Genomic DNA, 20,472 nt, shown 5'->3' with positions numbered 1-20,472 from the left:
CATCATAAATAAATGGGGGCGATGAACGATGTTCCAGGATTTCAAGCTCGTCGGTGGCCGTCCGGTCGCATTGCAAGTGAAAGAATACATCAAACGGTTAATTATAAAAGGGGTGCTTCAGGCGGATCAGAAGCTGCCCTCCACGCGAGAAATGAGCGGTCTGCTAAAGGTGAGCCGCAATACAGTCATTGCAGCCTATGAGGGGCTGGAAGATGACGGATTTAGGTACGTGATTCCCGGCAAAGGCAGCTATGTGGCCGCTACGGAGGGGCATTTCACCGCAGACACCGGCGGATCTGACGGCTCTGCCTCCTGGCAGATCGACTGGAAGGCCAGAATGAACGAGTATGCCGTATCGGCTGTTGAGCTGGATAGGATGAAGCAGGGCATTCGCGCTCATAAAGGGGTCATTTCTTTCACAAGCATCGCTCCGGATGAGGGGCTGTTTGATTTGGGGGACGTAAGGCGGGCCTTTTTGGATCGGATGGCAATCGAAGGGCAGGTGCTGCTCAACTACGGCTATGCCAAGGGCTATAAACCGCTGATCGATTACCTGATGCGTTATATGGAGAATAAGGGCATCGATATTAGCGGCAAAGATATGCTGATTACAAGCGGGTTTACGGAAGGCTTTGACATTGTGCTGTCGGCACTGCGCCCTTCGGCGCGACGCGGAGCGGCAATTTGTGAAAATCCGACCCATCATACCGCGATCAAAAATTTGAACCTGCAAGGATTTGAAATTACCGGTATTCCGATGGAGCGTGACGGTATTGATGTGAACCGGCTCGAGAAGGTGTTGCAGAAACAGACAATCAGCTTTGATCTGGCCTATTTGACTCCTTCCTATCACAATCCTACAGGCATCGTCATGTCGCCGGCGAAGCGCAGCGCCGTCATAAAATTAATGACCCGCTATCAGATTCCCGTGATCGAGGATGGATTCAACGAAGAGCTGCGCTACTCGGGAGCGCATGTTGCCCCGTTAATAGCGACAGCAGGGCAAGGGAACGGAGTCATCTATATCGGCAGCCTCTCCAAGGTGCTGTTCCCAGGCTTGCGAGTGGGGTGGGTGCTTGGAGACCGGGCGCTGATCAACCATCTGGAAAGCATTAAGCGTGCACGCACCATTCATACATCCACAATCGATCAATCGATTTTATATCAATACTTGCTCAACGGAAATTTCGATAAATATATAAAAAAAGCGCGTATGGAATATAAGCGCAAATATGAATTGACGAAGGCGTGCTGTGAAGCACATCTCCCTGAGGCACAACTGTCCGGCGACGGGGGCTTGCATTTGTTTCTTACCTTCCCCTCAAGCGTGGATACACGCCAACTGCTGGAGGCTTGCACAGAACAGGGTGTTATTTTTACGCCGGGAGACAAGTTTTTTATTCAAGAAGGCGAAGGGACGAATACATTGCGGCTTGGTTTTTCACGAGTGACGGATGAAAATATCGAGCGGGGTATTCAGATCATCGGCCGAGAGGCGCGCAGCTTTCTTCAGGCATAACGATTTTGGAGACAGGAGTGGGGGATGGTGCAAGATGTTTAGTGAAGAGGGCACAGGGCGGTTTTTATCCTCGCGTGTACGGGATATTCGGCCTTCGGGTATTCGCGCTTTTTTTGATCTCAATGCGGCTGGGGGAGATACAATCGCCCTGGGAGTCGGAGAGCCGGATTTCGTTACACCGGAAAAGGTGCGTGAAGCCTGCATTCAAGCATTGCGTGAAGGGCAGACGCAATATACCTCAAATGCCGGCTCGATGGAGCTGAGGGAGGAGCTTTCGGCTTATCTTGCAGACAGCTTCACGCTTTCCTACGATCCCGAGCAGGAAATCATCGTGACAGTGGGGAGCAGTGAAGCCGTCGATTTGGCTCTGCGAGCCGTGATTAATCGGGGTGATGAGGTGCTTATTCCGGCGCCAAGCTATGTTGCCTATGAACCGATTACCCACCTGCATGGCGGTAAAATCATGGAGGTGGCGGCTGCGGCACAGGAACAGTTCAAGCTGACACCCCAAGCACTTCAAGCGGCGATTACGCCGCAATCGAAGGCTCTGATGATCAATTATCCGTGTAATCCGACCGGAACAATTATGACGGAGCAGGATTGGTTGCCCATTGTAGAGCTAATCATCAAACATAATTTGGTTGTCATTTCGGATGAAGTTTATGCCGAGCTGACTTATGGGAGCAAACATGTCAGTATCGCTTCCTTTCCAGGCATGAAGGAGCGTACGATTGTCATCAGCGGTTTTTCTAAAGCGTTCGCAATGACGGGCTGGCGGGTGGGCTATGCTTGCGGCCCGCGCGAGTTGATAGCCGGCATGCTTAAAATTCACCAGTACACGGCCATGTGCGCGCCTACCCTTGCACAGATCGCCGCAATCGAATCATTGCGTCATGGCCTGGCTGCCAAGGATGAGATGATGGCGAGCTACAATGAACGCCGCAAGTTGTTTGTAGCAGGCTTGAATGCTATCGGGTTGACCTGTCACGAGCCTGAGGGAGCTTTCTATGCCTTCCCTTCAATTGCTTCTACCGGCATGTCATCTCAGCAGTTCGCTCTCCGGCTGCTGGAGGAAGCGAAGGTGGCGGTCGTGCCCGGACATGTGTTCGGATCTGGCGGAGAAGGTTTTATCCGCTGCTCTTATGCAGCCTCACTCATCAATTTGGAGAAGGGGCTGGAGCGGATGGGAAGGTTTATCCGGACGACGCAGCCGATTTGACGAAACTATCACCATTCACCGAAGTTATCTTCATCGAACACAGATCGAGAAGATCCTTCGGAAGCGTTATGGACTGCCAACCTTGCCTATGCGGAAACAAGGGCTGTCCGGAGTTATATGCATCGGGAACCGGCATCGCCCGACAAATGAATGATCTGTTGGCTGCAACGGGCAGTGTCGTTCTTGAACCCATCCATGAAACAATTGATGGGATTTATTTTTTCAATCGTTCCAAAGACGGCGGAAACACGTTCTCGGACCCGGCACCACGATTACATTAAATGGAATTCTCATCCCGGGATGGATTACCCAGCCTCCTCCCATAAGCGAATTTAATATCCGTACTTCACAAGATGGCGGAAACACAACTTGCCTTTGCCCTAATAGGCAGGTGCGTTAGTTGTTGCGAGCCGCGGTGGATTATCGCCGATCGATCCGTCAAGCCGGCAAGGATTCTTAGCGAAATCGAAGAGCCGGAATGCCGGGCACCGATGCCGGTGAATTTTATGTGCTATAATGAAGGAGCAGAATTTGGAAATTATATAGGTGCAGGGAGAGAGGATGGATGCAACTCATGTATGAGCGTTTGGCAGACAAACTGAAGACGACTACTGCTTTAAAGTGGTTTCCCTGTCACGGGGCGGAAGAGGGCTGGATAGCCGAAGCGGAAGAGGAATTAGGCTTCAGCCTTCCTCCGTCTTACCGCTGGTGGCTGATTCATTACGGAAATGCCTCGTTGAACGGCGGGAATATTCTGACGATCACTTCTCCGGAGCATAGAGAGTATGCCGACAGTGACCTTCTCTACATACATAGGCTGAATAAAGAAGAAGAATGGCTCGTAAGCCGGTTTCCCCACAGAGTCGACTTGTTCGTTCCGGATGACGACGAGCTTTATTATTTTGATACGTCTTCAAGCAATGAACAAGGTGAATTTCCGATTATGCGTTATGATCTCATGAATGACTTGATCGAAACGTATGCTTTGACGTTCGCGGAGTTTTTGGAACAGTTGATCGACGAGCGCTCTTAATTCAAAACTTTAAAACTCATGACTTACCGAAAGTGGAAGAGAAGGTGAATTTCGTAAAGGCCGTTCCTGTTTGATAGCATTGCGTATACATTTGGTTGTGACATAGCTGCCAAATAAAGAACCGTTCCCTGAAAAGAGGAACGGTTCTTTCATTTTTATCGGTATGCAGTCGGGATCTTCATCATGAGATACAACCCGCACACGCGATGGCATGTTCTTCATTTCCTCCCGTTAAGACTCGTTTGCAAGTTTCAATTTGTTCATTTCCTCCAGCGTCATTTCATTGCACTTCCTGATAAAGCCAAGAATCAACTCCATTTCCTGTTCGTTATATTGCGAAAGAAGCTGGAGCGTCGACTGTATAACCGAATGGAAGAGGGGGGAAATCTGAATCGTGCCCTCTGGGGCAGGCTTGACGACAACACGTCTTCGATCGTTCGGATCTTTGTCCCTGACGACATAGCCCGCTTTCTCCAACCGATCGATGACGCTGGTCACCGCTCCTGTAGTCAGTCCTGTCAGCTGTGCCAACTGGCCTGCGGTTACCGGACCCGTGCGGTTTAGAAAATCGAGGCACTTGTGATCCGTGGCATTTAGTCCTAATTTTTCCGAGATCAGCTGATGAAACATAACGGCTCGCGCGCTGTTTTGGCGCAGTTCGTAAAGCAAAGCCTGTTGGGTGGATGTCGGCACGGGTATAGCGGAAGGAAAATTGTCCCTTGACATAAGGAAACCTCCAAGCATATGATATATTTATCTTGATTTATTAAGATATCATATTTGTTAAGATAGTTTGTGGATTAAGATTCTTATACTCGTTAGTGTATCACACACCTTATTAACCGCCAAACACATTCATTATGGAGAGGAAGATGTTAAAATGACAAACCAGCAGGATCATATGAAAGCTATCGGCGCATTGTTTGCAAAACTAAGCGATGCCTGGAACGCGGGCAACGGTGAGCTTTTCGGCAGCTGCTTTATGGAAGATGCCGATTATGTAACGTTCATGGGACAGCATCTGAAGGGACGGAAACAAATTTCCGATGTACATCAAATGCTGTTCGCGGGTCCGTTGAAGGGCTCCGCTATGGTATCTAGCGCCACTGTCGACTTGCAGCCGCGCTTCATCACGCCCGATGTTGCCGTAGTACACGCGATTGGTGAAGTACAACTCGCCGCGTCTGAGCACGCCGCCCCTGACAACAGAGGATCGATCAATACGAATGTAGTCGTCAAGCAGAATGGAGAATGGAAGCTGACCGCATTCCATAATTGTCGCATTCAAGAGATGCCGAGAGGGGCGCAGGAATAGCAGGATAGACTTCATCAATCCGTGACTTGGAGAAAAGCGCGATCGCAGCGGGGAGAAAACCGGAAGCTAAATGTCTGCCGACATTTTCCGCGTACAGGGGAAATCAAAAAAGAACCTGAGTAGATTATCAGGTTCTTTAGTCTTGCATATAAACAGACACGATGATATAATCAGATCGCGACTCTTTTTAAATGTTTGGACATGAGTTATGCATCTTATACTTTAAGTATACCGTGCCGGTGAATTCTTGTCAACTGTTTTTCTCAATTTAATGGTTAGGGGAGATATCGAATGAGTTCTTTGGTACTCGGTTTTCAGGAAATGGAAAAAACGCAGCTTTCGCTCGTTGGCGGAAAAGGGTTGAATTTAGGGGAACTATCCAAATTGGAAGGAATCCAAGTACCGGAAGGATTTTGCGTTACAACAGCGGGATATCGGAAAGCCATCGAACAAAACGAAACGTATCAAGCTTTGCTCCATCGACTAACCTTGCTAAAAGCAGATGATCGGGATCAAATCGGGGAAATCAGCGGGAAGATCAGGCAACTCATTAGGGAAGCGGAAATTCCTTCCGATGTTGTGAGAGCAGTTACTCACTATCTCTCCCGGTTTGGTGAAGAACATGCTTACGCAGTGCGTTCCAGTGCGACTGCTGAAGATTTGCCGCATGCCTCTTTTGCGGGTCAACAAGACACCTACTTAAACATCATCGGCGCCGATGCCATCTTACAGCATATCAGCAAATGCTGGGCGTCCCTATTTACGGATCGAGCGGTCATCTATCGTATGCAAAACGGATTTGACCACAGTCAAGTTTACTTATCCGTTATCGTTCAAAGGATGATTTTCCCGCAGGCTTCGGGGATTTTATTTACCGCTGATCCGATTACTTCTAACCGAAAGCGGCTATCCATCGATGCCGGTTTTGGACTCGGAGAAGCTCTGGTCTCCGGCCTGGTATCCGCCGATTGTTATCAAGTGCAGGAAGGAGAAGTCGTCGAGAAGAGGATCGCAACCAAAAAATTAGCTATCTATGGGCGAAAAGAAGGCGGAACAGAGGCCGTGCAGCTCAATCCCGATCAGCAAAAAGCTCAAACCCTTACCGAACAACAAATTTTGCAGCTGGCACGCATCGGAAGACAGATCGAAGCTTATTTTGGCTGTCCGCAGGATATCGAATGGTGTTTGGCACACGATACCTTTTATGTGGTCCAGAGTCGGCCGATCACGACTTTATACCCGATCCCTGAAGCGAATGATCAAGAAAATCACGTCTATCTATCTGTCGGGCATCAACAAATGATGACGGATCCCATTAAACCGTTGGGATTGTCTTTTTACCTGTTAATTACGCCTGCACGTATGCGTAAAGCCGGCGGAAGGCTGTTTGTCGATGTTGCACCTATGCTCGCTACACCTGCCAGCCGGGAAACTTTTTTAAATAACATGAGTTCCGATCCGCTCATCCTAGGTGCAATCAAAACGATACTAGAGCGAGATTTTATAAAATTGGTACCCGATGATCAAAAGGCGCCAAGTCCTGGCAGAAGCAATTCAGATATGCGGGCACCAATCGAAAACGATCCGACAATCGTCTCCAAGTTGATTCAGCGTAGTCAAGCTTCAATAGAAGAGTTAAAACAAAACATCCGAACGAAATCGGGGCCGGATTTGTTCGATTTTATTCTGGAAGATATCCAGCAATTAAAGAAGATCTTATTTGACCCTCAAAGTACGGCCGTGTTTATGGCTGCTATAAATGCTTCATCATGGATCAATGAGAACATGAAGGAGTGGTTAGGCGAAAAAAACGCGGCGGATACTCTTTCTCAATCTGTACCGGGTAATATTACTTCGGAAATGGGTCTGGCGCTAATGGATGTCGCGGATGTGATTCGTCCTTATCCGGAAGTGATTGATTATTTGCAGCATGCAAAAGAGGATCACTTTCTGGAGGAACTGGTTAAGTTCGATGGAGGAAGGGAAAGCCGAGACGCTATCTATGATTTTCTCAGCAAATACGGAATGCGATGTGCCGGAGAAATCGATATTACGAGGACCCGTTGGAGTGAAAAACCACTTACACTGGTCCCCCTGATTCTTAGTAACATCAAGAACTTTGAGCCTAATGCCGGCAAGCGAAAATTTGAACAAGGGCGCCTGGAAGCTTTGGAAAAAGAACAAGAGCTGCTCGATCGATTGAAACAGCTACCGGATGGTGACCAAAAAGCCAAAGAAACAAAAGAAAGGATCGACCTCATCCGGAATTTCATCGGCTACCGGGAATATCCCAAATACGGGTATATTAGCCGCTACTTCGTCTATAAGCAGGCTTTGCTGAAAGAAGCCGAACGACTCGTTCAAGCCGGCGTTATCCGTGACAAAGAAGATATATACTATCTCACTTTTGAAGAACTTCACGAAGTCGTACGCACGAATAAACGGGATGATTCCATCATCGGCAAACGAAAAGACGAGTATACAATATATGCAAAACTAACCCCGCCGCGTGTCATCACGTCTGATGGTGAAATTATTACAGGTGAGTACGATCGAGAAAATCTACCGGCCGGAGCTATCGTGGGTTTGCCGGTTTCATCCGGAGTCATAGAAGGGCGAGCGCGTGTCATTTTAAACATGGAAAATGCGAATCTGGAAGACGGGGATATATTAGTCACCTCCTTTACCGACCCCGGCTGGACGCCCTTATTTGTATCCATAAAAGGTCTAGTCACCGAAGTTGGCGGACTGATGACCCATGGAGCCGTTATCGCGCGTGAATATGGCTTGCCGGCAGTTGTCGGAGTGGATAATGCTACCAAACTGATTAAAGACGGGCAGCGAATTCGCGTGCATGGAACAGAAGGGTACATTGAAATCTTGTAATCATTGCAACCCTCAATACGCGTGTACGCAGATAGCCTTGGCCGACTCATGGCCAAGGCTATTTTTTGCTGATGGTGTCAAGCCCTTACCCGGACTTAGGCGGCCCCATCTATTCTACGCTTTTCAAAGATTCGATCATATTAATCCGGGTTATTTTCCGCCGAAGCAGTAAGTTAGAGAGCACGGTGAGTAAGTAAGCAGCGATAATGGCAAGCGACATGACGAACGGATTCAATTGATCCGGGATTTGCTGATGGGTGCTGGACAGTGCCTTTACAACAAGTGAATACACATAGCCGCTGATCGGTAACGCTGCAAGAACCGCAAAGGTGGTGAGGATGATGTTTTCAAAAAAGATGAGACGGTTTATTTTACTTTTTTGGTAGCCTAGTACCTTCAGGGTTGCAAGCTCGCGGTTTCTTTCGTAAATGTTGATGGAAGTGATCGTAAAGATGGCGCCAAAAGAAAGCAGGACCGCACAAATGATAAACATAATAAAAACAAAGCTGTTTTGCTTCAAAATATATTGAGCGGATTTCTTTAGATCACTCTTATCTGTAAGGGTATCTACCCGCGGATCTTGTTCGAAGAAGTGACGAATGCTTGCAAGATCCGCAGGGCCGGCAGCTTCAATTAAAAGCGAGGCCGGTCTGTAATCCAGGTCAAAGCTTTTTAGATAAGCCGGTGTGATATAAAACGACGGATTCGAGTACTGGGTGGATATGTGCGATACTTTCATGTCAACGGATTTGTTTTTTAGCTCAGGATCCGCAAACTTTAATTGGATGGTATCCCCTTTTGCAATGTGGTATTTGTCGGCGTAGGATTTGGGTACCAGCACACCGCCTTCTTCCAATGAAATCCTGTCGTCCTGATCGTCAAAGAAATGAAGGAGAGAGTTATCTTTTTCGGTAACGACCAGAGTGGCATTCTCACGCCCGTCCTCTTTGATAAATTCTATAGGAAAGGTGGCTAATCCAACCCTGTTTTTAATACCGGAGGGCAGATCTGCCGGATCGGGAACCAGTCCCGCCGAATAATCCACTCTTAAATCATAAGTATGGACATCTTCAGTTTGGCCGGCTACTTTTTGCAAAGCGGTCTGAGTGCCAAAAGCCGTGATTAATAAAACCGTGCTTACCACAACGCCGACTGAGCTTGCCAAAGCTTTTTGCTTATTTAAAAACAGATTTCGGAAAATAAGCTTGTAGCTGTAGGGAATACGATTCCAGATCCCCGGAATTTTTTCGATGATCGATTTTTTCATCTTCTTAGGGGGTTTAGGACGCATGGCTTGAGCCGCACGTTCTTTTAATACGTTTCTTCCGCTTAAATAACAGGCTAAACTTCCGAAAGCACCGGAGAAAAGGATAGGAGGAATAAGCGTCAATAAGGAAAGCGAGAAGGTAATGTCAGGCAGCGAGTAGGCCCGTGCGCTCGACCCTCTTACCATGGGAATGAATACAAGAGCGGCAATGGCACAGCCCAGGATGGAGCCTACAATGCTTACCAGCACAGGGTAGCCCATGTAATGAAGCAGGATGCTTCTGCTTTTGACGCCCAAAGCCTTCATGATGCCCACTTGATTTCTTTGAGAATCTATCAGTCTCGACATAATCAGAAAGACGATAATCGCCTCGATCAAAAAGAGGACCAAAGGGATAACCTTACTCATCATGGTGTTATTGTAGATGGTTTGGGTGATTTGGGAATAGTTGAAGGTCCGCTCCTTATTTACTTGGTTCAGATAGGCAAGCGGGGAGGACTGCGCTTCAATGGATTTACCGATTTGATCCACGTCGTACCCCTCTTCGGCATCGATCATGATTTCATTATAGGTGAATCCGCCACCCAGCATGTCAGGAACGGTCTCTTCCGAGATGTATGCGAATCCTTGAGCTTTGTGGTCTTGGGTCCGGTTTTTCTTGACATATTCCACATTTTCACATAAACCGCTAATCGTAAACGTAAACTCTTTACCGTCCGTATAGATACGAATGGTATCGCCTGCACGATACTGATGTTCTGCGGCATAATGGGAATCCAATACGAGTTCTCCCTTTTTTGACGGGATACTGCCCTCGACTATCGTAAGCGTATTGATTTCATTGTTCACGGGAATCGAATGAACGGTTAACGACGTTTTCACGTTATCAAAGACTTGCTTGGCCTTGAGCGTATAACGTCCTTCTAATTTATGTATCCCTTCAATTTCGCTTAAACGAGCCGCTTCCTCTTTAGATAGTTGCTTGTAATAGACATATAAATCGCTTAAATGATGGTTTTTAAAATAATCTGTCGTATAAGTACGGAGAGTATCGCTATAGCTGACCAGGCCCCCGTAGAAAAAAGCCCCCACAGCCACAACCAAGACCAGCGCTATAAATTGCCCTGAAGATTGTCTGATATCCCTTATTAATTTGGAAAGCAGTTTCATCACCACTCGATCCCTTCCACATTTTGTTTTTCTTTATTCAGCGTAACGCTTTCGATCTTTCCGCTTTTAACCTTAATGATTTTGTCGGCCATCGGAGCAATAGCGGAATTATGGGTGACGAGAACGACGCACGTTTTCGTCTCCTTGTTCAACTCCTGCAGAAGCTTCAAGACAGACTTGCCTGTCACATAATCCAAAGCTCCGGTCGGTTCATCGCAGAGCAGAAGCAGAGGGTTTTTGGCAACCGCCCTGGCTATGGCAACTCTTTGCTGTTCGCCTCCGGAGAGCTGGGAAGGGAAATTTTTGATCCGGTCCTGCAGTCCGACTTTATATAAAATTTGTTTCGCATCGAGATAGTTTTTGCATACTTCCGTGGCGAACTCCACATTCTCCAGAGCGTTTAAATTCGGTATTAAGTTATAAAATTGGAACACAAAACCCACTTTCTCAGCGCGATATTGCGTTAACTTTTTTTCGCCCAGGCTAGTGATTTCCTGATCGCCGACAAACACCTGACCTGACGTAGCCGTATCCATACCGCCAAGTATGTTCAAAATCGTGCTTTTACCGGCACCGCTTGCACCCAAAATAACGACGAATTCTCCCTCCCTTATGGAAAAATCAACGCCATCGAGCGCTTTGATCTGCACTTCGCCTACTTTGTATTCTTTCGCCACGTTCTTGAATTCGATTAACTTGTTCACTTAGGACCTCTCCTTGTACGGGTTTATTGAAATTCAAATTTCGGAAGCTATTTTGTACTCAGTTACTTCAATTTGTATGTTGGTATGTTACTAATGTAGCATACTATAATACGCTTGTGGATTATTGTCAATCACTGGATGTATGTGTTTATTGCCGCGGCGGTGCAAGCTGCTTGAGCCTTGATTGACAATTTTTGGCCCATAATTTATAGTGTGCTGGATAGGTAACATACTAATATGCTGAATGGTGAGGGAATGAGTGTAACTTTCGACGATAAGCAGCCGATTTTTCAACAGGTAGCCGACATCATTGAGGACGATATTCTGAACGGCACTTTCCGTGTGGATGAACAAATTCTTTCCGTGGCCCAGTTTTCCCAGCTGTTTCAGATCAATCCCGCGACGGTCGTGAAGGGAATCGGGCTGCTCGTAAATGAAGGGATTCTGTACAAAAAAAGAGGGCTTGGCATGTATGTCGCGGCCGAAGCGAAGCAGAAGATTCAAATTAAACGGAGAGAACGTTTCCACAAGGAACTGTTATCCGGTCTGCTGGATGAAGCCGACAAACTCGGACTGACAACCAAGGACATTATGAACATGATCAAACAGTTGAGAGAGGAATAGCGAATCGTGAGCATAGTATTGACTTGCGGCAATTTAACCAAAAAATACGGCCGGACTTACGCCTTGTGCAATTTGGATTTGCAGTTGGAGGAAAATGTTATCTATGGTTTGCTCGGGCGGAACGGTGCCGGCAAAACGACGCTGCTTAACACGATCGCCGGCGGCATTTTCCCGGATAGCGGCTCAATCGAGGTAAGAGGGAAGAAGCTGGGGAGGGGAGAACTTCCGGACGATTTCTGTTTCGTGCGCGAGAATAACAAGCACTTCAGAGGAGGGCGGATTATCGACGTGTTGAAATTCGCCGCAAATTTTCATCCGAACTGGGACTGGACCTTTGCTCATGAGCTGCTCAAAACGTTCCGGCTCGATCCGGACAAAAAAATCAGACAGCTTTCAAGAGGCACGGAATCGCTCGTAGGCAACATCATCGGTCTAGCCAGCCGGGCGCCGCTGACGTTATTTGACGAGCCGGTGCTTGGACTCGATGTTTTGATGCGGGAAAAGTTCTACAAAGCGCTGTTGGAAGACTGCGCCAATCACCCCCGCACGATCTTACTGTCTACGCATTTAATTGACGAAATCGCCCCGGTTGCGGAAAAAGTTTATGTGATTGAAGCCGGGGCGATCCTGCTTCATGATGACATGGACGAGATACGCATGGCAGCTCATCTGATCCGGGGCAATTCAGAGGCCGTTGCTTCCTTTACGGCCGGAAAGCGAGTCTTACATAAGGAGACTTATGGCTATGGCACGCTTGCCGCTATTTACGAAAAGTTGAATGACGGGGACAGACGGCTGGCGCGTGAGATGGATATTTCGATCGAAAGTTTGACGCTTCAAACGTTCTTCTCGTATTTAATCCAAGGAGGTCATTGAAGTGGGGGCATTGACCGTTCATTTAAAGGCAACCTATTTGCAAATGAGGATTTACATCTGGTGCGTCATTCTTCTGCTCCTGCTTGGGAAAACGGCGGAATTCATCGTCGGTCTCTTTATAGACGGCAGCCAAAGCAGGGGCTTTTCGGGCGGCAACATACTGATTCTCATTTTGCCTCTTATCGCTATCGTGCTGCCGCTCATTTATTACAAACGCATCGTACATTTAGGCGCAAGCAGAGAGCAATATTTTAAGGGACTTCTATTCGTCTTTGCCGTCTACGCGGGAGTCATCGCTCTGATTAATAGTTTCTGGTCGGCACTTGAATCAAATGGCGCCGGAAATTATCCGATTCCTGTTAATATGATTACGGCTTTTCACTGGAACGACTTTGGCTTGGCCGGTTGTTTCCTTTACCAAACCGCTTTTTATTTGATGGCGATGACGCTGCTCAGCATGCTGATCTCCGGTTACTACCACCCTGTGGGGTGGCTGCTGTGGGCACTGCTCATTGCGGCGATCCCCGTCGGAACGGCGATTCCTTCGCTGCGTGTTCATGTCGTCTCTTTTTTCAAAACTCTGTTATTTAACGGCTCCTTGTTTGCGGGCATAGGATTCAATCTGATTCTTTCTTTGGTTTTTGTGGCAGGCGGCTGGCTTTTTACCAGAGGAAGAACGCACTGAATAAACTCCTTTCTTTGAAACGTCGCGTTTTCAAGGGGAAACGAATTAATTTACAAAAAAACACGAGAGCAAAGAGAGGGCCATCCTGCAATAGGATGGCCCTAAATCTTGCAAACTAATATCATTAAGGTCGATCGCGCTGGCTTAGAACTTTCCGGGAAACTGTTTGACAATGCCATCTGTCAGAAAATCGGCCATATGTATCATATGGATCTCGTTTTTGTCGGTTGCCGCAATATCCGCTTTCCAATCTCCTTTGAGACAAGCAAGAACGATTTCCGTAATCAACTGAAGATGTGTATACAGTTTATCTTGCAGCGTTTTAAACGGCCAGTTCGGATTCGCCGCGCTTAAAAATTTGGCGATATCGTCGGCATTTCTATGCCAATCCGCTTCAAGTTTTTTGACTTCTGCCTGATTGCCCGCTTTGGCCGCCTCTACAATTTTCCCTGCGATCAGAATATGCTCTCTCAGAAGATCCGCCAGCTTATTACCGGCCGCTTCTCCATAATAAGGCTTGATCACATTGCCTATATCCTGTTGGTTCCGCAAAAGCCGGTCCAATACGTCTTTCTGATCCGGACGATTAGATATGGCGCTGACAATGTAACTTCTTGTCCATATCGTGTGGTCGATCCAAACCTTCTGCATATCACTTTTCAACTGTACCATTTTGGGACTTAGGCAAGTTGAATCTTTCTTCTCGACCGCCTTCGCTTCCGCGGAACCTACTGCCGGCGTCATGCTAAAAACGAGCACCGAGATGGATAATATTGTCACTAACCATTTGTTTTTCAATTCATCTGCTCCTCTGTACGCTTTTAAGTCAAATAGGCTGTTTTATTATGGGTTAAAACATCTGATTTATGCAGAGGATGATGGAAGGCGTTCCGCCAAGATTGATATCGGACTCAGGACCCGATACTCGTTTTTTTCATGGTCGGAGAAGGGGACGTAATCATGTGAGAAAATGAGTTATAAATAACATTTTAACTTCCCATATTTGGTAATATATGATATATTTGGATTACAAAAGGTTTTTTGACACCAGGTTAATTAATTTTATTCTTATTATGAGGAGGATTTCTATGAAAAAGCAATTGATTGTCTTATCTGCATTAGCTTCGGTTTTAACGTTTGGCCAAGCCGCATTAGCAGCGGAGAATGTTCAAGGTGAAAACAACAGCCAGAAAATTGCTAGCCTAATTGAACCCGCGGCGGTTGTGGAATATCAAGTCTCGTGGTATGCGGTTAGTGGAGCTACAAATTACAAGATCAAAATGGTGAGAGTAGATAAGCCGCTAGATCCTCCGGTTGTGCCAGAGATTAGTTTGGGAAATGTGACACTCTTTAAAGCTCCTTATCTTAAATCCAACACTCAATACCGGGTTTGGGTTGCCGCATATGATAGTAACGGAAAATTGTTAGCTCAGAAAACAGAGGAAAAGAAGACCGTAGGTGAGATTGGCGGCATCATAGTATGGCAATTCGGGGCATTAAAATAAGTAAGAGCTTCAGACGGTAAACAGTTTGTAAGCTATTAGAGCTTAAGATAGGGTACGACGAAGCCGCGTTCTTTCCATGCCGGGAAGGACGTGGTTTTTTTATACCTCGCTTCCGATGTATGAATGAGATTGCCGGCCGCGGCATTAGAGTGTGCGGGCATAGAATGAATGCAGTGGGGGAGAAAGGGGCGACAGTCTAGTGGGCTCGGCCTCGAGGTCATTGAAGTCGTCCCGCCGGCAGTAGATACGGGGTTAGGCGGAACATGGCTGCGTACGCATGTAGAACCTTTAGATGCTTTCGCAGACGGTATTTTCAGAGGATTGGAAGAAGGCAGTGCGGAAATTGGATACAGCACTTCGGCAGACCGCTTGCGGATGTCACGAGATCAAGTTGACGAATACGCAAAAAAAATGTACAACGCCATGAAAGCTTCGATTGAATAATTGCCGCTCGATTTCACTTTCTTTCAGATTAAGCATGCCCCGAATCCGTTCGGGCATTCTATCTTCTTGCAGAAGATGACCGTAAGGAGCTCAGTCAAACTGAGTTCCTTACGGTCATTAAATTTTTGCAAGTCATGATTCACCGTAAAAATTGTTTCAGACGGTTGTCGATTACGACCGAATCCGGTTCGTTTGCTCCGATTCCGAAGCAGTGGCCCCACTTAGATTCAACAGGCCGGAAAACAGCATTCGGCATATGCTCCACTTCATACGCGTTGTCCCCGGGAGGAAAGAAGAGATCGGTCGTGCCCGGCATAACAAGGGCAGGGGCGGTGATCCGGTTCAACGCCTGTTCAAAATTTCCGTTGTCTGCTGGAGTCGCGCTAATATCCCCGTGTATCCCCGTGCGGAGCATGGCAATCAAGTCGTTCGCATCAAAGGACAAGAAAACTTTATCCCAGTAGTTTTCCAGATAAGATTTGAGCGTCGGGTACCCCTCCGCCTGATAAAGCTGTTCCAAATAATAAGCCTGAGAGAACCCCCAAGGAGCATAAGCGCGTCCCATTGCGGCAAGTCCTGCTGCAGGCTGGCGGGTATAGAATCCATCCTTCCAATTGGAGTCGGCTTGTAATGCGGCGATCAGCGACCCGAAAACCACTTGAGCATGCGCTCTGGTTTTTGCTGTTCCGCCGAATGGCGCAATTCGCTCTACCATCTCCGGATAGCTTGTGCCCCATTGAAAAGTTTGCAGCGCCCCGAGCGACCAGCCTACGACTAAAGCAAGCTTCGTAATGCCGAACTTCTCGGTTACAAGCCGGTGCTGCAGGCGGACATTATCGTAAATCGTAACGAGCGGGAAATTCCCTTTGTCAAAAGGGGCGGGAGTATTGCTTGGAGAAGATGACAGACCGTTTCCCAACATATTAGGTACAATAATAAAATAGTTGTCGGGATCGAGCGCTTTGCCCGGCCCAATCAACCACTCGTTATCGTTATGCAAGCCCGCGAACCAGGTCGGATAAATAATCGCATTGCTTTTGGCGGCGTTTAAAGTTCCATAGGTTTTATAGGCAAGAAAGGCTTGAGGCAGCGTGGTGCCCGATTGCAGTTCGACATCTCCGAGCGGAACTATTTCGTAATCTCTCATGATCCGATTCTCCCCGTATCGTATTTTTTGTGTATCTGACTAGCGTGCCATCCGGCTGCGGATCAGCACGTTCCAAGCGGCGAAGCTTGATTTTTACTCTACGATAGGATTACTATCAAATCAATGAAACGTTTTTGATTCGAATGTTCATTTATTTTGAATGAAGAGGTGCTTTCCACATGGAAATCCGCCAGCTGAAAACATTTTGGACGCTTGCTTCCACCCGCAGTTTTAGCCGCACTGCCGAATCACTGAACTATGTTCCGTCTACGGTAACGATGCAAATCAAAGCTTTGGAGGAAGAATTGGGAGTCAAGTTGTTGGATCGCCTGGGCAAGACAGTTGTGCTAACAGACGCAGGCTACCAGTTCTTGCCCTACGCCAACAAAATCTTAAATGATATTGAAGAGGCGCGGCATGTCTCAAGTCAGAACGGGGAGTTGGCCGGTACTGTTATAATCGGTGCAGACGAAGTGCTCTGTACGTATCGGTTACCCGCGTTACTCCGGCTTTTTCGCGAGCGCTATCCGCGCGTTCGTCTTTTGTTCCGGCCCTTGTCCAGCCACAATTTGAAACAGAGTCTGCGAGAGGGACATGCGGATGTGGTTTTTATGCTGGACGAACCTGCCGTATCGGTGGACCTTCATACGGAGCTATTGCTGGACGAACCGTTTCATATGGTCGTTTCCCCCGATCATCCGTTAGCTTCGCGTTCCACGTTAAGCATAGAGGACTTTCACGGTGAGCATGTTCTATTGAGCGAAAAAGGCTGCTCTTACCGGAACTATTTCTATCGCACCTTGTTGAAAAAAGGGGCAGACAGCTTGACCGAGCTGGAGTTTAACAGTGCGGAAGCCATTAAACAGTGCGCCATGACGGGGCTAGGCATTGCCCTGCTGCCTGAAATGGTGATTAAAGGAGAAGTGGAGCGAGGGGAACTGATCGTCTTGCCTTGGGATTTATCTGAAATACGATTTGCTACTCAAATGTTATGGCATCAAGAGAAATGGATATCACCCTCGTTTAGGGGCTTTATCGAATTGGCTAGAAATGTGTTGTCCCATTGAAGTCTGTCGATTGAATTCTTCGTAAACCCTCATGGCAAATGGACATTGACAATCTTTAGAGCTGCTTTTATACTGGGTAAGAATTTGAATACTAAAACCTGTTTCATCCAGGACGTGGATTTTTACAGAGGAAACTCTATTTTCGCCACACGGTTGTCTTTCGACAACCGTGTGGTTTTTTATTTGAATAAGGAGGAAAACAATGAAAACTTGGCACTACGCATGTATTGTTTTTTTGGGGGGATGCTGCTACGGATTGTTATCGACCTTTGTGAAGCTTGCATACTCGGCAGGTTTTTCGGTTTCGGCAGTGTCGGGCGGCCAGTATTTATTCGGGGCTTTGCTTTCCTGGTTATTAGTGGCGGTTACCAAAAAACGGAAGCTGCCGTTTAAACGGATCGTTCAACTGCTTGCATCCGGAATTCCGTTTGGCCTGACAGGCGTATTTTATTACAATTCCCTGTTAACGTTAAACGCTTCGCTCGCCATTATTTTTTTATTTCAGTTTGTATGGATCGGGACCCTTTTGGAATGGATTCTTTATAAAAAAAAAACGAGCGCAGTGAAGATAATCTCGATAGCCGTCCTGCTGATCGGCTCCGTTCTAGCCGCCAATCTCGTTTCCAAAAGCGGAATCGTGCTTTCTTGGAAGGGAATGGTTTGGGCTTCTCTCTCGGCTTTGACCTTCACTGCATTCATTTTTCTCAGCGGCTCCGTCGGAAAAGATGTTGCGCCCGTTCAGAAAAGCGCCTTGCTCTCCACCGGTGGTCTAATCGTAGTATTTGTATTACTTCCGCCGACGTTCCTGCTGGATATGTCCGTCTTGTTGGGGATTGCGCCATATGGGCTGCTGCTCGGTTTTTTTGGAGTCGTTCTTCCGCCGCTGTTGTTTTCGATCGGAATGCCGCGTATCGGTCCGGGTCTTGGCACGATCCTGACAGCCTCCGAGCTCCCGGTAGCCGTGTCCATGTCTTCTCTCATTTTGTCCGAGCATGTAAACTTTTTGCAATGGGTCGGGGTAGTCCTCATCTTGGGAGGCATAGCGGCAGGGAACGTAACGTCCTCTAAAAAAGCCGTCGTCCAGCAAAGTTCCGCAACATGAGCTCGGCAGCGCCAGTAAAAAAGTCGCATATTTGCGGCTTTTTTTACGTTATAGGTCTATGTATAAGGTTCGGAGTGACATCACACGAAATAATGCAGCTAAATATTAACTACGTTAATAAAAATTAAGTTTCTCGCTATTTTTCTGTCAGAGGACCATACCGGCCGATCGGCAGCTGCTCATGCTGAATGTACCGTCTTTCGTCACCCGCATGCCGATATAGGCATGCGGGTGTTCGATTTGTCGTGAAAGAAAGGGATCGATCAAAACCGGAGTAAATCGCGTGGACAATTCGAATAAATTTCCTATAAATGATACTTTGTAAAGTTTTTCCTTTACAAAGTATTGTAGGTATTGTATATTTGCAGTGCCAAATATGGTTTATTTTTACATTAAAAATCATGGGGGTGGGGGAGCCAAAAAACTCCAAACAGATTGGGATTTTCGATACTCCGTACAGAGCGTTGACGATTGGGATTATGCTGGTTCTGACAACCGTAGCTTTTGAGGGGCTGGCCATTACGACAATAGCCCCGAAACTGGCACAAAGCTTGCAGGGCATACCTTTATACGGTTGGATCTTCAGCGCATTTTTGTTATCTCAGCTTGTAGGGACCTTGTTCATGGGGCAGCAGGTTGACAAGCGCGGCGTTTTTACATCCATGCTTGTGTCGTTTGGTATTTTTGTACTAGGTATCGTGGTTGCGGCTGTTTCCTTCGATATGCATATGCTTATTGCCGGAAGAATCCTTCAAGGTTTTGGGGCGGGAGCCCTGATCACATGTGTGTATGCCAGTGTAACGTTGCGTTATCCGGATGCTCTCCGCACTCAAATCTTAGCGGCATTTTCCATGGCATTTGTCCTGCCTTCCTTAATCGGACCTTATGTGGCAGGGCTTATTGCTTCCTATAGCTCGTGGCGGTTGGTTTTCTGGATTGTTTTGCCCTTACTTGTATTGGCATTAAGCCTAACATTCCGCTCTTTCCGTGATTTGCAGCTCCGGCAAGCTCTGATCGGTCAAGCCAAAACGGGTTCAGCACCAGCCGGTCCGAAGGTTATCCGTGCGGTTCTACTTGCCGTTGGAACGGGGCTGTTACTCACCGGGCTCGGTATGATAACCGATTGGAAAGGAATTGTGCTCACTTTGGGCGGGTTATTCGTCATGATCCCGCTGCTGCGCAAGCTGCTGCCCACAGGTACTTTTTCGGTGAAAAAGGGGCTGCCCGCCACTCTGGTTTCCAGAGGGCTGTATGTCGCCTGTTATTTTGCGACGGAGAGTTTCGTGATCTTGGCGCTCACCGAAGTGAAGGGGGTCTCGGCAGAGTTTGCAGGCCTGCTTGTAGCCGCAGGCTCTTTGAGCTGGTCCGCCGCAGCGTGGCTGCAAGCCAAGCTAGATGCACGAGACCGAGGCCGCGGCCGAAAACGCAGAGTCATGCTGGGAATCGGGATTATGATCACCGGAACTGTACTTGTGATCCTGGGCCATATATTGTCGGGCGGTGGAATTATGCTCTTCTTGCTGTCGCAATTGATTACAGGATTCGGCGTCGGCTTAGCCAACCCTACAACCGGGACCATCGCTTTACAACATGCCGAGCCCGGGAATGAGGGAGAAGTGTCCGCGACTCTCCAATTTGTGGATTCTTTCTGTATGGGAGTGAGCATTGGAGTAAGCGGCGCTTTAATCGCGTTGGCCCAAACTTTACAGTGGGGCCTATCTGCAGGGGTTTTGATCGTGCTGACGCTCCAATTGGTTTTTGTCTTGTTAAGTTTTCTGGCATCCTTAAGAATTACAGAACTCGGTCATCAAGAACATCATCCGATGGGGCATGAGCAGAACAAGCTTCCCATGTAACGGATAACGGATATGTCGCAGCAACCACAACATGAAGAGCGGGGGAATTTATT

The 20,472-nt window shown here is 47.5% G+C and carries 18 protein-coding genes and 1 pseudogene; 14 read left to right on the top strand and 5 right to left on the bottom strand.

The genetic code is table 11. The annotated features are described in order from the left end of the window. The first annotated feature begins 28 nt into the window (after window positions 1-28). From KVT34_RS11060 to KVT34_RS11045, 4 genes are all read left to right on the top strand, one after another. The gene (locus tag KVT34_RS11060) at window positions 29-1,519 is read left to right on the top strand and encodes an aminotransferase-like domain-containing protein (RefSeq protein ID WP_217558672.1); all 1,491 of its coding nucleotides are present in this window, start codon (window positions 29-31) and stop codon (window positions 1,517-1,519) included. A 34-nt stretch (window positions 1,520-1,553) separates the two neighbouring features. Further along, window positions 1,554-2,738 (top strand): aminotransferase class I/II-fold pyridoxal phosphate-dependent enzyme, encoded by a 1,185-nt coding sequence (locus tag KVT34_RS11055; protein WP_217558671.1) that lies wholly within the window; start codon window positions 1,554-1,556, stop codon window positions 2,736-2,738. A gap of 68 nt (window positions 2,739-2,806) precedes the next feature. After that, window positions 2,807-3,019, top strand: coding sequence for an ROK family protein (locus tag KVT34_RS32720; protein ID WP_369016289.1), 213 nt, complete (start codon window positions 2,807-2,809; stop codon window positions 3,017-3,019). A gap of 284 nt (window positions 3,020-3,303) precedes the next feature. After that, window positions 3,304-3,771, top strand: coding sequence for an SMI1/KNR4 family protein (locus tag KVT34_RS11045; protein ID WP_309244084.1), 468 nt, complete (start codon window positions 3,304-3,306; stop codon window positions 3,769-3,771). 231 nt (window positions 3,772-4,002) lie between these two features. Here the strand turns inward: KVT34_RS11045 and KVT34_RS11040 are convergent, their stop codons facing one another. Next, complete coding sequence (locus KVT34_RS11040; protein ID WP_217558669.1) at window positions 4,003-4,497, bottom strand: MarR family winged helix-turn-helix transcriptional regulator; 495 nt, start codon at window positions 4,495-4,497, stop codon at window positions 4,003-4,005. A 154-nt stretch (window positions 4,498-4,651) separates the two neighbouring features. Here KVT34_RS11040 and KVT34_RS11035 point away from each other — a divergent pair, with 154 nt between their 5' ends. Together KVT34_RS11035 and ppsA are read left to right on the top strand one after the other, a co-directional pair. Continuing rightward, window positions 4,652-5,086 (top strand): SgcJ/EcaC family oxidoreductase, encoded by a 435-nt coding sequence (locus KVT34_RS11035; protein WP_217558668.1) that lies wholly within the window; start codon window positions 4,652-4,654, stop codon window positions 5,084-5,086. Between the two features lie 291 nt (window positions 5,087-5,377). Then, window positions 5,378-7,972: a phosphoenolpyruvate synthase gene (ppsA, locus tag KVT34_RS11030; protein ID WP_217558667.1), complete on the top strand. Its 2,595-nt coding sequence runs from the start codon at window positions 5,378-5,380 to the stop codon at window positions 7,970-7,972. 109 nt (window positions 7,973-8,081) lie between these two features. On the opposite strand, the gene KVT34_RS11025 is transcribed toward ppsA, so the two are convergent. Further along, complete coding sequence (locus tag KVT34_RS11025; RefSeq protein WP_217559273.1) at window positions 8,082-10,409, bottom strand: ABC transporter permease; 2,328 nt, start codon at window positions 10,407-10,409, stop codon at window positions 8,082-8,084. Continuing rightward, on the bottom strand, window positions 10,409-11,113 hold the full coding sequence (locus tag KVT34_RS11020; protein WP_217558666.1) for an ABC transporter ATP-binding protein: 705 nt from the start codon (window positions 11,111-11,113) through the stop codon (window positions 10,409-10,411). Before KVT34_RS11020 ends, KVT34_RS11025 begins: the two co-directional genes overlap by 1 nt. Window positions 11,114-11,368: 255 nt before the next feature. Here KVT34_RS11020 and KVT34_RS11015 point away from each other — a divergent pair, with 255 nt between their 5' ends. Genes KVT34_RS11015 through KVT34_RS11005 form a run of 3 tightly spaced genes read left to right on the top strand, consistent with a single transcriptional unit; the run spans window position 11,369 to window position 13,298 of the window. Continuing rightward, window positions 11,369-11,737 (top strand): GntR family transcriptional regulator, encoded by a 369-nt coding sequence (locus tag KVT34_RS11015; RefSeq protein ID WP_254634776.1) that lies wholly within the window; start codon window positions 11,369-11,371, stop codon window positions 11,735-11,737. Between the two features lie 6 nt (window positions 11,738-11,743). After that, the gene (locus KVT34_RS11010; protein WP_217558663.1) at window positions 11,744-12,613 is read left to right on the top strand and encodes an ATP-binding cassette domain-containing protein; all 870 of its coding nucleotides are present in this window, start codon (window positions 11,744-11,746) and stop codon (window positions 12,611-12,613) included. Between the two features lies 1 nt (window position 12,614). Further along, window positions 12,615-13,298 carry a hypothetical protein gene (locus KVT34_RS11005; RefSeq protein ID WP_217558662.1) on the top strand — a complete coding sequence of 228 codons (684 nt, stop codon included), beginning with the start codon at window positions 12,615-12,617 and terminating at the stop codon, window positions 13,296-13,298. A 144-nt stretch (window positions 13,299-13,442) separates the two neighbouring features. On the opposite strand, the gene KVT34_RS11000 is transcribed toward KVT34_RS11005, so the two are convergent. Then, on the bottom strand, window positions 13,443-14,096 hold the full coding sequence (locus tag KVT34_RS11000; RefSeq protein ID WP_217558661.1) for a glycosyltransferase: 654 nt from the start codon (window positions 14,094-14,096) through the stop codon (window positions 13,443-13,445). 290 nt (window positions 14,097-14,386) lie between these two features. Here KVT34_RS11000 and KVT34_RS10995 point away from each other — a divergent pair, with 290 nt between their 5' ends. Together KVT34_RS10995 and KVT34_RS31780 are read left to right on the top strand one after the other, a co-directional pair. Then, entirely contained in the window at window positions 14,387-14,803 is a 417-nt protein-coding gene (locus KVT34_RS10995; protein ID WP_217558660.1) for a fibronectin type III domain-containing protein, read from the top strand. Between the two features lie 207 nt (window positions 14,804-15,010). After that, window positions 15,011-15,247, top strand: a pseudogene (locus tag KVT34_RS31780) (short-chain dehydrogenase); the annotation flags it as partial. Between the two features lie 139 nt (window positions 15,248-15,386). Here the strand turns inward: KVT34_RS31780 and KVT34_RS10990 are convergent. Beyond that, on the bottom strand, window positions 15,387-16,394 hold the full coding sequence (locus tag KVT34_RS10990) for an alpha/beta fold hydrolase (RefSeq protein ID WP_217558659.1): 1,008 nt from the start codon (window positions 16,392-16,394) through the stop codon (window positions 15,387-15,389). Between the two features lie 179 nt (window positions 16,395-16,573). Between KVT34_RS10990 and KVT34_RS10985 the strand changes: the two genes are divergently transcribed. From KVT34_RS10985 to KVT34_RS10975, 3 genes are all read left to right on the top strand, one after another. Next, on the top strand, window positions 16,574-17,461 hold the full coding sequence (locus KVT34_RS10985) for a LysR family transcriptional regulator (RefSeq protein ID WP_217558658.1): 888 nt from the start codon (window positions 16,574-16,576) through the stop codon (window positions 17,459-17,461). A gap of 202 nt (window positions 17,462-17,663) precedes the next feature. Continuing rightward, window positions 17,664-18,563, top strand: coding sequence for an EamA family transporter (locus tag KVT34_RS10980; protein ID WP_217558656.1), 900 nt, complete (start codon window positions 17,664-17,666; stop codon window positions 18,561-18,563). Between the two features lie 479 nt (window positions 18,564-19,042). Continuing rightward, window positions 19,043-20,419, top strand: a complete 1,377-nt coding sequence (locus KVT34_RS10975) for an MFS transporter (RefSeq protein WP_483311437.1) — start codon at window positions 19,043-19,045, stop codon at window positions 20,417-20,419. The last annotated feature ends 53 nt before the right edge of the window (window positions 20,420-20,472 follow it).

It is taken from the genome of Paenibacillus sp. GbtcB18, from assembly GCF_019091125.1.
GTDB lineage: Bacteria > Bacillota > Bacilli > Paenibacillales > NBRC-103111 > Paenibacillus_F > Paenibacillus_F chitinolyticus.
The sequence above is the reverse complement of the archived record's forward strand: the minus strand, read 5'-3'. Positions and strand labels throughout refer to the sequence as shown.

Bases quoted from the DNA above. Each gene is read 5' to 3' on its own strand.
- KVT34_RS11035 (WP_217558668.1), top strand. From the start codon at position 4,652: ATGACAAACCAGCAGGATCATATGAAAGCTATCGGCGCATTGTTTGCA.
- KVT34_RS10980 (WP_217558656.1), top strand. From the start codon at position 17,664: ATGAAAACTTGGCACTACGCATGTATTGTTTTTTTGGGGGGATGCTGC.
- KVT34_RS11015 (WP_254634776.1), top strand. From the start codon at position 11,369: ATGAGTGTAACTTTCGACGATAAGCAGCCGATTTTTCAACAGGTAGCC.
- KVT34_RS32720 (WP_369016289.1), top strand. From the start codon at position 2,807: ATGGACTGCCAACCTTGCCTATGCGGAAACAAGGGCTGTCCGGAGTTA.
- KVT34_RS10975 (WP_483311437.1), top strand. From the start codon at position 19,043: ATGCTGGTTCTGACAACCGTAGCTTTTGAGGGGCTGGCCATTACGACA.
- KVT34_RS11045 (WP_309244084.1), top strand. From the start codon at position 3,304: ATGCAACTCATGTATGAGCGTTTGGCAGACAAACTGAAGACGACTACT.
- KVT34_RS11055 (WP_217558671.1), top strand. From the start codon at position 1,554: ATGTTTAGTGAAGAGGGCACAGGGCGGTTTTTATCCTCGCGTGTACGG.
- KVT34_RS11040 (WP_217558669.1), bottom strand. From the start codon at position 4,497: ATGTCAAGGGACAATTTTCCTTCCGCTATACCCGTGCCGACATCCACC.
- ppsA (WP_217558667.1), top strand. From the start codon at position 5,378: ATGAGTTCTTTGGTACTCGGTTTTCAGGAAATGGAAAAAACGCAGCTT.
- KVT34_RS11025 (WP_217559273.1), bottom strand. From the start codon at position 10,409: ATGAAACTGCTTTCCAAATTAATAAGGGATATCAGACAATCTTCAGGG.
- KVT34_RS10985 (WP_217558658.1), top strand. From the start codon at position 16,574: ATGGAAATCCGCCAGCTGAAAACATTTTGGACGCTTGCTTCCACCCGC.
- KVT34_RS10995 (WP_217558660.1), top strand. From the start codon at position 14,387: ATGAAAAAGCAATTGATTGTCTTATCTGCATTAGCTTCGGTTTTAACG.
- KVT34_RS10990 (WP_217558659.1), bottom strand. From the start codon at position 16,394: ATGAGAGATTACGAAATAGTTCCGCTCGGAGATGTCGAACTGCAATCG.
- KVT34_RS11060 (WP_217558672.1), top strand. From the start codon at position 29: ATGTTCCAGGATTTCAAGCTCGTCGGTGGCCGTCCGGTCGCATTGCAA.